Source organism: Acinetobacter sp. YH16031, from assembly GCF_013417335.1.
Lineage (GTDB): Bacteria > Pseudomonadota > Gammaproteobacteria > Pseudomonadales > Moraxellaceae > Acinetobacter.
In genome coordinates this window covers 24909-40077 of record NZ_VPED01000004.1, presented here as the reverse complement: position 1 = coordinate 40077, position 15169 = coordinate 24909, and the positions used below count along the sequence as shown (strand labels likewise).

The window sequence follows — 15169 nt, the reverse complement described above, 5'->3', positions numbered from 1 at the left end:
AGTAGTTTCCTTTCATTCACTTCATGCTGTAGTGAATCGTTTTTATTAGCTCATTTTTCCCCAAGAATGAGCTATTTTTTTGCCTGAAATATGTCTATTTATGCAAGATGCAGGTGCTCAACCAGATAATCAATAAATACCCGCACAGCCGGTAACAAGCCACGACGGGAAGGATAAACCAGATGAAAAATGCCATGTGCCGTTTTCCAGTCCGAAAGTACCCGAACCAGTTCGCCACGTTCTACATATTGCCGTACAACATTATCGGGCAGTAAGGTAATGCCGCAGCCTGAAGCTGCCAGCTGTGCCAGCATATTCAGGTCTGAACCCATTACGGTTGGGTTAATCCGGATTTTCTTCTGTTGCTGCTGCTCATTCTGCAATATCAGGAACTGTTCAGTATGTTCCTCAGCCATGCTTAAAATTTTATGTTCAGAGAGCTGTTCAGGTGTTTTCAGATCGCCAAATTCATTTAAATAGCCCTGACTGGCAAACAGATGCTGTTCAATTTTTTCAAACTGACGAATTACCAGATTCGGATCATCATCCAGGCTGGTCCGTACCCGTAAGGCCAGATCAAAACCTTCATTAATAATGTCCACACGTCGATTGGTGATCATCATCTGGACTTTAATTTCAGGATATTTTTTCAGGAAATCCGGCAGGATTTTTGCCATTTCATTCTGGGCAATGGAGACGGGCAGGCTGATTTTAATGGTACCACGCGGTTCAGTACTGAGATGATCCACCAGATCATGGGCGGCCTGTGCTGCACTGAGCATCACTTGTGCATGTCGATAGATATTCATGCCAATATCAGTGACGGCAAAATGGCGAGAACTACGCTGAATCAGGCGGACGCCAAGGCGTTCTTCCAGATTATAAACGCGGCGGCTGAGCTTGGATTTGGGAATATCGGTAGCACGTTCAGCCGCACTAAAGCCGCCATGTTCCACGACCTGCGCAAAACAGTAAAAATCATCCAGATCAGTCAGCATCGTTTAATTCCATTCCTGCAACAATAGGCTGATTAAAAAATGATTGTTGCATACTGTCAACTATAGAATACGAATTTTGAATGATGATTAGATCTTAGACTCAAGTAATTTAAGTAAGGTATTCATGCCTTCTGTGGCTGTCTGGGAAATCTTGTGAAACTGAACTGGTAAATGCTGTTGATCTGCTTTGGGATCAATATAGTAAGCTTTGCAGTGAGCTGGAATCTCATGGATTAAGCCAGCAACAGGATATACTTGCAGACTAGTTCCAATAACCACGAAAATGTCAGCATCCTGTACACAATCTTGTGCTTCTTCATAAGCAGGTACGGCTTCGCCAAACCAGACTACATGTGGACGTAGTGGATAGCCCTCCTTACAGAAGTGTTTAGTTAAATCTAATTCAGTCCCTTCAATCGGATAAAACTCGGTGGTGTACTGACAATTCGGGCCTGAGGTTTTGGCTAGGCGGATATTGCCATGCAGATGAATGACCTTGGAGCTTCCAGCACGTTCATGCAGATCATCAATATTTTGAGTAATCACATGGACATCAAAATCATCTTCAAGTTCGGCAATGAGTTGATGAGCTGCATTTGGCTGCGCTTCCAGAATGTTTTTACGTCGGGCATTATAAAAGCGTTGCACCAGTTCCGGATTTTTAGCCCAAGCTTCGGGTGTCGCCACTTCTTCTATACGATACTGTTCCCAAAGCCCATCACTATCACGGAAGGTGTTGATCCCACTTTCCGCACTCATGCCAGCACCTGAAAACACCACCAGTTTTTTCATGATTTCTTCTCCTGAATCTTTAGGCCGCTGATGAACTCGACTGTAAATTGTCTTTCAGAAAGATACCGAGCTCCTTGGCAAATTTGAGTGGTTCGGTCAGTAAGGGGGTATGGCCAGATTTTGTAAAAAGTACCTGTTTAGCCTGAGGCAGGCTTTGGGCAATTAGGCGCTGACCTTCCACAGGATAAAGTTTTGACTGCACACCGCTAAAGAAAGTTACTGGACAAGTAAGCTTCGTCAGAGCTTCACGATAATCTTCCTGATGATATAAATAATTATTGATGTACCACGTCATATAATCCACCCGGCTAGAAGGCAGGAGCAGGCTTTGCAGACGAGGTTGATTCATGATGAACTTAAATACTTTCAAACTGGCTGGACGATCATTTTGTAGCTGGATAAAGCGCAGCCATAATGCTGCAATCTGCTGACGTACTGCAGTATCCAGATCCCGAATGAATTCAATATGCTGATGTTCTGCAAGTAGTGATGAAAGCTGCTGCAAAATTTCAATAAATTCCTGATGGCGTGGACCAAAAAGTCCAAATGCCCAGGCATTATCGACCGGAATCTTCGGTGTTTGATCAATATGCAAATAAGCTGCTATGTGTTTGGAAAAATCTCCATAGCACAAGCCATGCATGGTAGTGGTTGCGCCCATAGAGTAAGCAATTACAATGAATTGATCTAAATTGAGCTGCTGGATCACCGACTGAACATCAAGCCAGTGACTGGAAATCGCATCCAGGTCTTGCGGGATTTTGCAGTGACTAGACGCCCCAAAACCGCGCCATTCAGGAATGATAAAGCGGAAATTTTTCTGATGTGGATAGAGAAAAGCTGCCCATTGCCAGCTCAACATGCCCAGACCTGATAAGACTAGTACAGGTTGACCCTGACCGTATTCACGTACAAATAACTGTTCGCCATCTGCCATGGTATAGAAGGGCATGCATATCTCCGTATTTATAATTTTTCTACATCGAATTGTTTAAGTCTGGGAATAACCTGTTCCAGCCAGGCAATCCAGCCCAGTTCCTGATCAATACCCAGTTGCAGAATCATTTTATGAATATACAGGGTTCGGTCATTTTCGTCAGCTTGAGCAAAGTCTTTGGCGAAAATATGCTGATAGGTTTTAAGCTTTTCTTTATGTATTTCTAGATGACGTTCCAGTTCAGGTAAGGTGCTGTTGCCGCCAAGCTGGGCTTCTGCACGCAGACGAACCATCAATTCTTCACGGAGCTGTGCAGGTGAACTATGCTCCAGCATCCAGTTAGCCAGTTCTTCCCGACCGAGCCGTTCTACCTGATAGGTTTTTTTACGGCTATGAGAATCTTCCTCTTCTATCGTTGAAATCCAGCCTTTTTGCAGCATGGCATTCAGTTCACGATAGATCTGCTGATGGGTGGCATTCCAGAAGAAGCCCATTGAGCGGTCAAAACGGCGTGCCAGTTCAATGCCGGTGCTCGGTTTCTCAATCAGGCTGGTGAGTAAAACATGTGATAAAGACATAAACGTCTCAAAAAAGTGACTCAGGATTATTATGCAACATGTTGCATAAAAATCAATTCTGCACTATAAATTAGTGCAACAAGTTGCATAAGGCTGCTGCTTGATGGAAATAAATCAGTCAGCCTGAATAAAAATAGCCAGCACATCTGCACGCTAGGGAGTTGAAATGTCTAAATATCCGAATTTACTTGCCCCACTGGATCTGGGTTTTACCACGCTTAAAAACCGTGTCTTGATGGGCTCCATGCATGTGGGCTTAGAAGAAGCGCCGGGTGGTTATAATCGGATGGCTGCCTTTTATGCAGAACGCGCCAAGGGTGGCGTAGCATTAATTGTGACAGGTGGTATCTCACCGAATGATCATGGCGTCACTTTTCAGGGCGGTTCCAAGCTCGACACGATTGAAGAAGCTGAAAAGCATAAAGTGATTACCCAAGCTGTACATGAGGCTGGCGGGAAAATTGCCATGCAGATCCTGCATACCGGCCGTTACTCTTATCAGGCGGAAAATGTCGCGCCGTCTCCAATTCAAGCACCGATTAATCCAGTCAAACCGCATGCCTTAAGCTCTGCTGAAGTGCAGCAAACCATTGATGACTTTGCCAACTGTGCCAGCCTGGCTCAATACGCCGGTTATGACGGTGTCGAAATCATGGGTTCAGAAGGTTACCTGATCAATGAGTTTATCGCAGCACGTACCAATCATCGTGATGATGAATGGGGTGGTAGTTATGAAAACCGTATCCGTTTCCCGATTGAAATTGTACGCCGTACCCGTGAAATGGTCGGTGAGAATTTTATTATTATCTATCGTCTTTCCATGCTGGATCTGGTTGAAGGCGGTTCAACTCTAGAAGAAGTAATCCAACTGGCCAAAGCCATTGAGAAAGCGGGCGCGACGATTATTAATACCGGTATTGGCTGGCATGAAGCGCGTATTCCGACCATTGCTACCAAAGTGCCACGTGCGGCCTTTACTTGGGTTACGCGCAAGCTAAAAGGTCAGGTGAATATTCCTCTTATTACCTCTAACCGTATTAATACGCCGGAAATGGCAGAATATGTCCTGGCTACAGGCGATGCCGATATGGTGTCAATGGCACGTCCAATGCTGGCAGACTCTGAGTTTGTCTTAAAAGCAGAACAGGGCCGTAGTGATGAAATTAATACCTGTATCGGTTGTAATCAGGCCTGTCTGGATCATATTTTCTCGATGAAAATTGCTACCTGTCTGGTGAATCCACGCGCGTGTTATGAAACTGAACTGATTTTTAAAGAAACCAATGTAGCCAAAAATATTGCAGTGATTGGTGCAGGACCAGCAGGTTTAAGCTTTGCTATCTATGCAGCAGGTCGTGGTCATCATGTAACAGTATTTGAAGCTTCAGCGCAGATTGGTGGGCAATTTAATATCGCGAAGACCATTCCAGGTAAGGAAGAGTTTTATGAAACCTTGCGTTATTTCAAACGTCAGATTGAATTGCAACCCCGTATTCAATTGAAATTAAATTGCACCGCGACCTTTGATCAGCTGATTTCAGCCGAATTTGATGACATTGTGGTTGCCACTGGGGTGACACCGCGTCAGCTCGATATTCCTGGAATTGATCATCCTAAAGTGTTGTCTTATCTGCAGGTGCTAAGAGAGCGTAAACCAGTCGGCCAGCGTGTGGCGATTATTGGTGCAGGGGGTATTGGCTTTGATACAGCCGAGCTGCTTAGTCATGGGACCGAAAGTGGTAGTGTCAATCCGGAAAAATTCTATGATGAATGGGGAATCGATACTAACTATGAAAATGTCGGTGGACTTAAGACAGCCAATGTAGAACAACCTGAACGTGAAATTTATTTATTGCAGCGTAAAGCAGCTTCTGTCGGTTCAAGTCTGGGTAAAACCACAGGCTGGATTCACCGTGCTGGCTTAAAGCATCGTAATGTCAAAATGATTGCTGGTGCAAGCTATGAAAAAATTGATGATCAAGGTCTGCATGTGATGGTAAATGATCAACCTGCAGTATTAGACGTAGATAATGTCATTATCTGTGCTGGTCAGGAATCTTATACTGCCATGTTTGATGAACTAAAAGCTGCCGGTAAAAACGTGCATCTCATTGGTGGTGCGAAAGAAGCAGGTGAGCTGGATGCGAAACGTGCAATCCGTCAGGGTGCTGAATTGGCTGCGGTAATTTAATTGATAAAATTTAAAAGATGACAGTTTTTGCTTTCATACGAAATTGTCATAAAAGAAAGTTGATTGTTCCCTCTCCTTTGTTAAAGAAGAGGGTTAGGGAGAGGATTCTATTCTAAAACACCAGAATCCCCCTAAATCCCCCTATTTGCAAAGGGGGACTTTACAACAAAAAGGAAATAATAATGACACTACAAACAACCCAAACTGCAATTATGCGTTGGCATGAAATGTTAGAAACACGTGATATGTCCATATTGAATGAACTCCTCGCGGATAATGTCGTATTCCGCTCACCCGTGGCTTTTCATCCTTATCCCGGGAAACAGGTTGTATTTTTTATCTTGACCAATGTGGTTCAGGTCTTTGAAAACTTTACTTATCACCGCGAATTTCTTAGTGAAGATGGTAACAATGTTGTACTTGAGTTCTCCGCCAATGTCGGCGATAAGAAACTTAAGGGAATCGACATGATTCAGTTCAATGATGAAGGTCAGATCATTGATTTTGAAGTAATGATACGACCAAAATCTGGACTTGAAGCCTTAGCTATAGAAATGGGCCAGCGGATTCAGGCTTATCAGGCTAATACTTAATTTCCTACAATTGATTCAAGTCGGCATGAAGTTTGTACATCACTGATAGAAAACTAGAGGGGAATGCAGATGAAAATGTGGCTTAAAAAAATGAGTCAACTTTCAAGTGAATATCTGGACCGCTTTAGCGGAGCCGATCTTCCAACACTTTATTATAATCCGAATGGTTTATTTTCTGGTGTGATTGAACGTTTACCACTTTTAAAACAGAAATATCGTCCAACACCGTGGTTATCGAATGCGCATGCGCACATTCTATATCTGGACTTGATAAAAAAACGCACGATTAAGCTGCAATATGATGTGCTTGAGCAGCTGAATATGTCCGATGGCGGCATTACTGGCATTGCCTGGTATGGTTTAGATTTACCGCCAAGTACACCTACCATTGTGCTATTGCATACCATTACTGGCTCTCCGGAATCCATGCGGGAGTTGGTGCGTGACCTACATAAATATACAGGCTGGCGTGTTGCTCTGTGTTTGCGCCGTGGTCATGCTGACCTGCCAATGCCTGTGCCAAAAATGAACTTGTTTGGTTCAACCCAAGATCTGCGTGAACAGTTGCTCTATATTCAGGACAAGTTTCCTCAATCCGATCTCTATGGTGTGGGTTCCTCTGCGGGGACAGGACTGTTGGTTCGCTACTTGGGTGAAGAGGGCGAGCAAACCCCACTCAAAGCAGCCTTTGCTTTATGCCCAGGCTATAATACTGAAACCGGTTTTGCCTATGTACATCCGTTTTATAGCAAAGTCATGGCTAAAAAACTGATCAAACGTTTTATCCATCCTTATCAGGAAACCTGGCAGATTTATCCTTCATGGAAGCAATTGCTTGAGGTGAAAGACTTGTCTGAATTTGAACAGCGCTACTATGAGCTGGCAGGCTTTTCAGATTATGAAAGTTATACCAAGGCCACCAATCCAATTTATGTATTTGAAAATGTCAAAATTCCATTGATGATTTTGAACTCGGAAGATGACCCGGTCTGTCATATCCAGAATCTGGAACCGTATAAGGATGTCATTCGAGCCATGCCAAATATTGTGGTTGTCACCACTAAAAAAGGTAGCCACTGTGGCTTTTATCAGGGCTTAATGCAGACAGAATCATGGGCCACTCGTCTGATGGCGGATTACTTATTACAACTTTCCAATACTCCAAAGGCAGCTTGAAAGAGATTTTTAAACCATAAAAAACCCAGCATAAGCTGGGTTTTTTTGATGAAGGATTATATTAGTTTTCAAGTGCTGGCATAGCAGCAGCAATCGCATCTGCAACTGCGTCATCTTCAGACTTGTTTGCAGAAGATGAGTTGTTTTTAGGAGCGGCTGGTGTTGCTGCAGGTTTTGCAGGCTGCTCAGTGCTTGAATTTGTTTCAGCTGCAGGCGCAGGCTCTGATTGAGCAGGTTCCGGTTTTTTAACTTCACGGCGAATTTCAGTCGTAGTATTCGCAGTTTGTTCGCGCTGGATTTCAACAGTCGGTGCTGCTGGTGCTTCTTCAACCGGTTCAACTGGTGTTGATTCTAATGGTTCAACAGGCTCAAGTTGTACAGGTTCCGGAGCAACCACTTCAGATGCTGGAGTAACTTCGGTTTGTTCTTCTTCTTTTGGAGCTTCTTTTTTTACACAACCAGTCAGTGTAAGGCCAGTCAGGATCAGGGTACAGATTAAAAGTTTCTTCATCATCATTGCATCAAACAGAATAGTGTAGGGTGTGAATGTTCCTATTATAGCAGCAAAATGCAATATATAAATCATATGAACTTACTGTAATTTTTTTAAGGAATTGCTGTTAGAATAGTCAATTGTTTATTGTTCTTTGATTTGATGCGGATTGACTTTGCTTTATTGGTACAAGGTAAAGTAAAATTGCGCAACATTGCAGGCCGATTTAGGCTCGATTGTACGAGAAACCCAATGACCCATTTTATTTTCGTGACTGGTGGTGTTGTTTCATCACTAGGTAAAGGTATTTCAGCTGCTTCTGTTGCTGCACTTTTAGAAGCCCGTGGTTTAAAAGTGACCATGGTAAAAATGGATCCATACATTAATGTCGATCCAGGGACTATGAGCCCATTCCAGCACGGTGAAGTTTTTGTTACAGAAGACGGTGCTGAAACAGACTTAGACTTGGGTTACTACGAACGTTTCTTGCGTCGTGCGAAAATGACCAAACTGAATAACTTTACATCAGGCCGTGTTTACCAGGATGTTCTGAATAAAGAACGCCGTGGTGACTACCTGGGTGGTACTGTACAAGTTATTCCACACATTACTGACAACATCAAAGAACGTGTACTTCGCGCTGGCGAAGGTTATGACGTTGCGATCGTTGAGATCGGCGGTACTGTAGGTGACATTGAATCTCTCCCATTCATGGAATCTGTACGTCAGTTAATGGTTGAACTTGGTCATAAGCGTACGATGCTGATGCACTTAACGTTACTCCCATACATTAAGTCTGCAGCAGAATTAAAAACTAAACCGACTCAACACTCAGTAAAAGAACTTCTGTCTATTGGTATTCAACCAGACATTTTGATCTGCCGTACTGAACATGATGTTGATGCAGATACGACGCGTAAAATTGCCTTGTTCACTAACGTAGAAGCGCGTGCAGTAGTCGTGTGTAAAGATGCACGTACGATCTACCAGATTCCACGTACTTTCTATGAACAGAACGTTGACGATCTCATCTGTGAACGTTTTGGCTATGACAATCTTCCAGAAGCAGACCTGTCTGACTGGGATAATGTGGTAGAAGCTTTACTTAACCCTGAATACACCGTTCGTGTGGCAATGGTTGGTAAATATGTTGAACTTCCGGATGCCTACAAGTCTGTGAATGAAGCACTTTTACATGCCGGTATTCAAAATCGTGTGAAAGTTCAGATCGACTATGTCAATGCTGAAGAACTTGAAAGCCAAGATGTCAATGAAGTATTGAAAGATGCGGATGCGATTCTGGTTCCAGGTGGTTTTGGTGAACGTGGTACTGAAGGCAAAATGAAAGCAATTCGTTTTGCACGTGAAAACGGTGTTCCATTCCTGGGCATCTGTTTAGGTATGCAGCTTGCAGTGATCGAATATGCACGTAATGTGGCGGGTATCACTGATGCGACTTCAACAGAATTCAACCGTTCAACCAAATCTCCATTGATTGGTCTGATCACTGAATGGTTAGATGAGCGCGGTGAAGTTCAACAGCGTTCAGTAGATTCTGATCTTGGCGGTACCATGCGTCTAGGTGCACAGAAGTCTGAACTGGTACCGGGTACCAAGACTGCTGAAGTGTATGGTTCGGATGAAATTATCGAACGTCACCGTCACCGTTACGAGATGAACAACCGTTATATCCCAGTGCTGGAAGAAAAAGGCATGAAGATTTCTGGTTATTCTCCAGTGCAACACCTGGTAGAAACTGTTGAAATTCCTGCACATCCTTGGTTTATTGCAGTACAATTCCACCCGGAATTTACCAGCTCGCCACGTGATGGACATCCATTATTTGCCGGTTTCATTGATGCTGCGAAAAAACAGTACCAAAAAACCAAATAATGCGAGTTTAAGACACAACTAGGAAGTTTAAATGTCACAATTAAAACCACAAGAAATTGTACGTTTAGGCGATATACAAATGGCAAACCACTTGCCATTTGTACTATTCGGCGGCATGAACGTACTTGAGTCGAAAGACTTAGCTTTTGAAATTGCAGAGACTTATGTTGATATCTGCAAACGTTTAGATATTCCATATGTCTTTAAAGCAAGTTTTGACAAAGCCAACCGTTCAAGCCTGAACTCATTCCGTGGGCCTGGCCTGGAAAATGGAATCGAGTGGTTAGCCGACATTAAAAAACATTTTAATGTGCCAATTATCACTGATGTACATGAGCCGTATCAGGCTGCTCCTGTGGCAGAAGTTGCTGACATTATCCAGCTACCTGCATTCTTAAGTCGTCAGACTGACCTGGTTGAAGCGATGGCAAAAACTGATGCCATTATCAACATCAAGAAAGCCCAGTTCCTTGCTCCGCACGAAATGCGCCACATTTTGCATAAGTGTCTGGAAGCAGGGAATGACAAGCTGATTCTTTGTGAGCGTGGTTCTGCTTTTGGTTACAACAATCTGGTTGTAGACATGCTGGGCTTCGACATCATGAAAGAAATGAACGTGCCAGTATTCTTTGATGTAACACATGCATTACAAACTCCAGGCGGTCGTGCTGACTCTGCCGGTGGTCGTCGTGCGCAGATTACTACACTGGCGCGTGCCGGTATGGCAACAGGTCTTGCAGGTTTGTTCCTGGAAGCTCATCCAAATCCGGATGTGGCAAAATGTGATGGTCCTTGTGCCTTGCGTTTATCTCAACTAGAACCATTCCTGGCTCAATTAAAAGAGCTGGATACTCTAGTGAAAGGATTTGAAAAATTAGATACCCATTGATGCAGTTTTAAGCATCCTGTTATTAATCAACTGAGGAATTGTTCATGAGCCAAATCGTTGACATTCGTGCACGTGAAATTTTGGACTCTCGTGGTAACCCAACCATCGAAGCAGACGTTATCCTGGCATCTGGCGTAGTTGGCCGTGCATGTGCACCATCTGGTGCTTCAACTGGTTCTCGTGAAGCTTTAGAACTTCGTGATGGCGATAAAGCACGTTACCTAGGTAAAGGTGTTAAAACTGCGGTTAACAACGTAAACACTCTGATTCGTGATGCGTTAGTGGGTAAATCAGTATTCGAACAAAAAGACATCGACAATACGATGATCGCTTTAGATGGTACTGAAAACAAAGAAAAATTAGGTGCAAACGCAACTTTGGCAGTATCTCTTGCTGCTGCGCGTGCTGCTGCTGAAGAAAAGAAAACGCCGCTTTACCAATACATCGCAGATCTCCGTGGTCAAAAGATTTTGACTATGCCTGTTCCAATGATGAACATCCTGAACGGTGGTGCTCACGCAGACAACACTGTTGATATTCAGGAATTCATGATTGAGCCTGTAGGTTTCACTTCATTTTCTGAAGCGTTACGTGCGGGTGCTGAAATCTTCCATTCTTTAAAATCAGTTTTGAAGAAACAAGGTTTGAACACTGCAGTTGGTGATGAAGGTGGTTTTGCGCCAAACCTTCGTTCTAACGAAGAAGCTATTACTGTGATCCTGTCTGCAATCGAGCAAACTGGTTACAAGGCTGGTTCTGATATTATGCTTGCGCTTGACTGTGCATCTTCAGAATTCTACAAAGATGGTCAATATATCCTGGCTGGTGAAGGCAACAAATCGTTCACAAGCAACCAGTTTGCTGACTACCTTGCAGGTCTGGTAAATCAATACCCTATCATCTCGATTGAAGATGGTCTGGACGAATCTGACTGGGAAGGCTGGTCTTACCTGACTTCTATCCTTGGCGATAAAATCCAGTTGGTGGGTGATGACCTGTTCGTTACGAATCCTAAGATTCTTCAACGCGGTATCAACGAGAAAGTAGGTAACTCAATCCTGATCAAGTACAACCAGATCGGTACATTGACTGAAACTTTAGATGCAATCTACCTTGCGAAAGCAAATGGTTACTCTACTGTAATCTCTCACCGTTCAGGCGAAACTGAAGATTCTACTATTGCAGATCTTGCAGTAGGTACAGCAGCAGGTCAAATCAAGACTGGTTCACTTTGCCGTTCTGACCGTGTAGCGAAATATAACCAATTACTTCGTATCGAAGAATTGACTCAAGCTGCATATCGCGGTAAAGCTGAGTTCAAAGGTTTGAACTAAGCGACTTATGTCAATGTTAAATGTATTCGACTCCTTGATGAGTAAAGTACTGTTGGGCCTTGCGATCGTTTTGATCGCAGGGTTTCAATATTTATACTGGTTCGGTGAGGGTGGTTATAATGACCATCAGGCATTGACCCAGAAAATTCAGCAACAAGTAGAATTGAATGAAGAACTGAAAGAACGTAATCGCGTTCTGGCCGCAGAAGTTTATGATTTGAAGAATGGTATTGAAGCCATCGAAGAGCATGCCCGTCTCGATCTAGGTTTGATCAAACCGCATGAAACCTTTGTGCAAATGAGCACTATTAGTACTCAATATAAACCGATTTATCTTAATCCGAATAAAGTAGACTTGAGAACCAATGAATCAGCTGATGTTCCAACAACACCATAAATTGTGGGTCATTTTACCAGCTGCAGGTTCCGGTAGCCGATTTTCCAAAACCGAACTTAAACAATATCAGATGATTCAGGAGCAGACCGTTCTTGAACATACGGTTGCGCGTCTAAATCAATTGCCATTAGCAGGTTATGTCCTTGCAATCGGTGTGCAGGATAATGTTGCCAAGACTCTGCCACTTTCTCGTCTGGATAAAGCGCATTTTTGCTTGGGCGGTGCAGAACGCGTCAACTCTGTACTAAATGCACTAGAGTATTTATCTGAGATTGCTTCAGAAGATGACTGGGTTTTGGTGCATGATGCGGCGCGTCCTTGTGTGAGTCAAAGCTCTTTAATTGATTTGGTCAATACAGCAATTCAAACTGATCAGGCTGCGATTCTGGCTATTCCGGTACGGGATACCTTAAAACGTGTCGTAAAGGATCATGGTATTGAAATGACAGTAGATCGTTCGACATTATGGCAGGCGCAAACACCACAAATGGCGAAACTTGGAACTTTGAAGCGTGCGATTCAGCAGGCACTAGCAGATGGTGCTACCATTACCGATGAAGCCAGTGCACTGGAACATATAGATGAACCCGTCCAAGTAGTACAGGGGCGTTCCGATAATATTAAAATTACCTATCCAGATGATCTGGAACTGGCGAAGTTGATTCTGGCTGTCCAGCGCTAAATATATTGCAATAAAAATGGAATAAATCGGTCAATGGCGATTTATTCCGGAGCACTTTAACTTATAATTTTGCCATCATGAATTTTCTACCCGTGGGCCAATGATCCCTTCACAGCAGTATCGTTTTTTGCGGCAGTCCGCACGCGATGGACGTAGTATTAATCCCCAGAATGCCTCCCGATGGACCAAGTTGCACCTTGATCCATGGCTGCTTTGTTTCCTGATTTTAAATGCGATCTTGGGTCTGATGGTGGTTTACAGTGCCACCTCTGAAGATTCGGGGATGGTGATTCGCCAGGCGATCAGTTTTGGTGTGGGCTTTGTGGTGATGTTTATCTGTGCACAGGTGCCACCGAAGGTTTATCAAGCTGCCAGTCCATATTTTTATATGTTCGGTATCTTTATGCTGCTGCTGGTCTTTGTGATTGGTGAAAAGCGTCTTGGGGCAACCCGCTGGATTACGTTGCCGGGTGTGGGGAGTATGCAGCCGAGTGAGGTAATGAAGTTTGCCATGCCACTGATGATGGCTTGGTACTTTGCTCGTAAACCTTTCCCGCCGAAGTTTCTGGATATTGTCGGTGCTTTGGTGATTTTAGGCGTGCCATTTGTATTGGTAGCACTGCAACCTGATTTAAATATCGGTCTGGTGATCCCCGGGATTTTTGTACTGTTCCTGAGTGGCATGTCATGGCGTCTAATTGCTGGAGCTTTTGCTGCTTTGGCCGTTGCAGTGCCACTGCTGTGGATGTTCTTGTTGCAGGAATATCAAAAGAAACGGATTCTAACTTTATTCGATCCAGAATCAGATGCCTTGGGCGCAGGCTGGAACATTATCCAGTCCAAAATTGCCATCGGTTCAGGCGGAATTATGGGAAAAGGTTACTCACAAGGTACGCAGTCTCATCTAGGTTATCTGCCTGAACATCATACCGACTTCATCATGTCGACTTATGCCGAAGAATTTGGTTTTATCGGGGTGTTTCTGCTATTCAGCCTGTTTACGGCCATTATTATTCGCTGTCTGATTATTGGCATGAATAGCTTTCATAACTTTGGCCGTTTGTATGCCGGTGCGATCGGACTGACTTTCTTTTTCTTCGTGTTTTTAAACTCAGGCATGGTCAGTGGGATTTTACCTGTAACGGGTGACCCTTTGCCATTGATGAGTTATGGGGGTACAGCTGTGATTTCCATGTTGGCAGGGATGGGTATTGTGATGTCAATTCATACTCATCGTTAAAAAATTCAATGAAGTAAGTTTTCAAAGCCGGACCAGTTCTGGCTTTTTTATTGCTCATATTTATTAAAAGTAGCTTTATGCTATAAATATTCAATAACTTAGATAAATCGTATGTAATTTTTATTGTTGAGGGGAAAATGCATAAATTAATTATAGCCATTGGAATTTTGGGCTTATCTGTTTCAGCTTGGACCAAACCACTGAGTCAGGCTGAATTTAAGGCGCAAACCAAACAAAAATATGATGAGTTAGAGCTAAAACTTGCCGTGTTGAACTCATCGGTAGACCGACGTGAGCATCCTGCACTTATGATTGCTAAAGCCTGTGAATATGCAACCGGTTTAAAGCAGTTAAAGTATCTATCAGAACAGAATCTGCATCTTGCGACAGCGCAGGATGAATTCCGGTTTGTGAGTACACTGGATAATCAGTTTACTCAATCCCTTCAGGATTTGGGAACTACCTATGAACCAGGCTGTGTTTCACAAAAGAAATAAAGAACAAAAAGCCCTCAAATGAGGGCTTTGTTTTTGGCTGTTTAATACCTAATTAAGAAACCAGGTGTAATAACCCCATAGCATTAACGGCCAAGCCAGAAACGGACTAAATAGCCATTTCCAGAACCAGTGCTGAGGGATAAAGCCAACCCCGTGAATAAAACCGCCTGAAATCCCGATCATGATAAACATCATGGCGCGGTGGCTATATTCCCCGTTGGCATCCAGCATTGCAGCAGGATGAACCAGCAACACCGCTGCGAGTGGAAAAGCCAATAGGCAAGAAATCACCATTGCAAAAGGGTTAGATTTTTTTTCTATCTTTACTTGTTCAACTGCAGCGTCTGTCATCTCTTATTTCTCATCCAGGTCTTGATGATTTTCAATATATAGTGCACTGAGTACACCAGCGAAACAGGCCATCAAAATGCCGAGAATCCATGCGAAATACCACATAATTTTATCTCCTAAGACACAGC

The 15169-nt window shown here is 43.5% G+C and carries 17 protein-coding genes; 10 read left to right on the top strand and 7 right to left on the bottom strand.

Annotation, left to right across the window (positions count from 1 at the left end):
- Positions 1-98: 98 nt before the first annotated feature.
- The 4 genes from FTV31_RS02955 to FTV31_RS02940 form a co-directional block, all read right to left on the bottom strand.
- Positions 99-998: a LysR substrate-binding domain-containing protein gene (locus FTV31_RS02955; RefSeq protein WP_180012925.1), complete on the bottom strand. Its 900-nt coding sequence runs from the start codon at positions 996-998 to the stop codon at positions 99-101.
- A gap of 87 nt (positions 999-1085) precedes the next feature.
- Positions 1086-1790 (bottom strand): NAD-dependent deacylase, encoded by a 705-nt coding sequence (locus FTV31_RS02950; protein WP_180012924.1) that lies wholly within the window; start codon positions 1788-1790, stop codon positions 1086-1088.
- Between the two features lie 19 nt (positions 1791-1809).
- Positions 1810-2742, bottom strand: a complete 933-nt coding sequence (locus FTV31_RS02945; RefSeq protein ID WP_180012923.1) for an alpha/beta fold hydrolase — start codon at positions 2740-2742, stop codon at positions 1810-1812.
- Between the two features lie 14 nt (positions 2743-2756).
- The gene (locus tag FTV31_RS02940; protein ID WP_166134890.1) at positions 2757-3305 is read right to left on the bottom strand and encodes a PadR family transcriptional regulator; all 549 of its coding nucleotides are present in this window, start codon (positions 3303-3305) and stop codon (positions 2757-2759) included.
- A gap of 166 nt (positions 3306-3471) precedes the next feature.
- On the opposite strand from FTV31_RS02940, the gene FTV31_RS02935 reads away from it, so the two are divergent.
- From FTV31_RS02935 to FTV31_RS02925, 3 genes are all read left to right on the top strand, one after another.
- Complete coding sequence (locus tag FTV31_RS02935; RefSeq protein ID WP_180012922.1) at positions 3472-5496, top strand: NADPH-dependent 2,4-dienoyl-CoA reductase; 2025 nt, start codon at positions 3472-3474, stop codon at positions 5494-5496.
- Between the two features lie 182 nt (positions 5497-5678).
- Positions 5679-6089: a nuclear transport factor 2 family protein gene (locus tag FTV31_RS02930; protein WP_180012921.1), complete on the top strand. Its 411-nt coding sequence runs from the start codon at positions 5679-5681 to the stop codon at positions 6087-6089.
- Between the two features lie 69 nt (positions 6090-6158).
- A complete protein-coding gene (locus FTV31_RS02925) occupies positions 6159-7265 on the top strand; it encodes a YheT family hydrolase (protein WP_180012920.1) in 1107 nt (368 codons plus the stop codon).
- A 61-nt stretch (positions 7266-7326) separates the two neighbouring features.
- Here the strand turns inward: FTV31_RS02925 and FTV31_RS02920 are convergent, their stop codons facing one another.
- Complete coding sequence (locus FTV31_RS02920; RefSeq protein ID WP_373684945.1) at positions 7327-7782, bottom strand: hypothetical protein; 456 nt, start codon at positions 7780-7782, stop codon at positions 7327-7329.
- A gap of 228 nt (positions 7783-8010) precedes the next feature.
- Here FTV31_RS02920 and FTV31_RS02915 point away from each other — a divergent pair, with 228 nt between their 5' ends.
- From FTV31_RS02915 to FTV31_RS17255, 7 genes are all read left to right on the top strand, one after another.
- Positions 8011-9651, top strand: a complete 1641-nt coding sequence (locus FTV31_RS02915; RefSeq protein WP_104426986.1) for a CTP synthase — start codon at positions 8011-8013, stop codon at positions 9649-9651.
- A 31-nt stretch (positions 9652-9682) separates the two neighbouring features.
- Positions 9683-10540: a 3-deoxy-8-phosphooctulonate synthase gene (gene kdsA / locus FTV31_RS02910; RefSeq protein ID WP_180012919.1), complete on the top strand. Its 858-nt coding sequence runs from the start codon at positions 9683-9685 to the stop codon at positions 10538-10540.
- 44 nt (positions 10541-10584) lie between these two features.
- A complete protein-coding gene (gene eno, locus FTV31_RS02905; protein WP_034171067.1) occupies positions 10585-11874 on the top strand; it encodes a phosphopyruvate hydratase in 1290 nt (429 codons plus the stop codon).
- 13 nt (positions 11875-11887) lie between these two features.
- Positions 11888-12271, top strand: a complete 384-nt coding sequence (locus FTV31_RS02900) for a septum formation initiator family protein (protein WP_034171068.1) — start codon at positions 11888-11890, stop codon at positions 12269-12271.
- Entirely contained in the window at positions 12240-12953 is a 714-nt protein-coding gene (ispD, locus tag FTV31_RS02895; RefSeq protein ID WP_180012918.1) for a 2-C-methyl-D-erythritol 4-phosphate cytidylyltransferase, read from the top strand. The genes FTV31_RS02900 and ispD overlap by 32 nt, the downstream gene beginning before the upstream one ends.
- 100 nt (positions 12954-13053) lie before the next feature.
- Positions 13054-14193 (top strand): rod shape-determining protein RodA, encoded by a 1140-nt coding sequence (rodA, locus tag FTV31_RS02890; RefSeq protein WP_125279132.1) that lies wholly within the window; start codon positions 13054-13056, stop codon positions 14191-14193.
- Positions 14194-14330: 137 nt separating this feature from the next.
- Positions 14331-14690: a hypothetical protein gene (locus FTV31_RS17255; RefSeq protein WP_257227135.1), complete on the top strand. Its 360-nt coding sequence runs from the start codon at positions 14331-14333 to the stop codon at positions 14688-14690.
- A 48-nt stretch (positions 14691-14738) separates the two neighbouring features.
- On the opposite strand, the gene FTV31_RS02880 is transcribed toward FTV31_RS17255, so the two are convergent.
- Both FTV31_RS02880 and cydX read right to left on the bottom strand, forming a co-directional pair.
- Positions 14739-15041, bottom strand: a complete 303-nt coding sequence (locus FTV31_RS02880) for a cyd operon YbgE family protein (RefSeq protein WP_159123153.1) — start codon at positions 15039-15041, stop codon at positions 14739-14741.
- A gap of 3 nt (positions 15042-15044) precedes the next feature.
- Positions 15045-15146, bottom strand: a complete 102-nt coding sequence (gene cydX, locus FTV31_RS02875; protein ID WP_004783742.1) for a cytochrome bd-I oxidase subunit CydX — start codon at positions 15144-15146, stop codon at positions 15045-15047.
- Between the last annotated feature and the right edge of the window lie 23 nt (positions 15147-15169).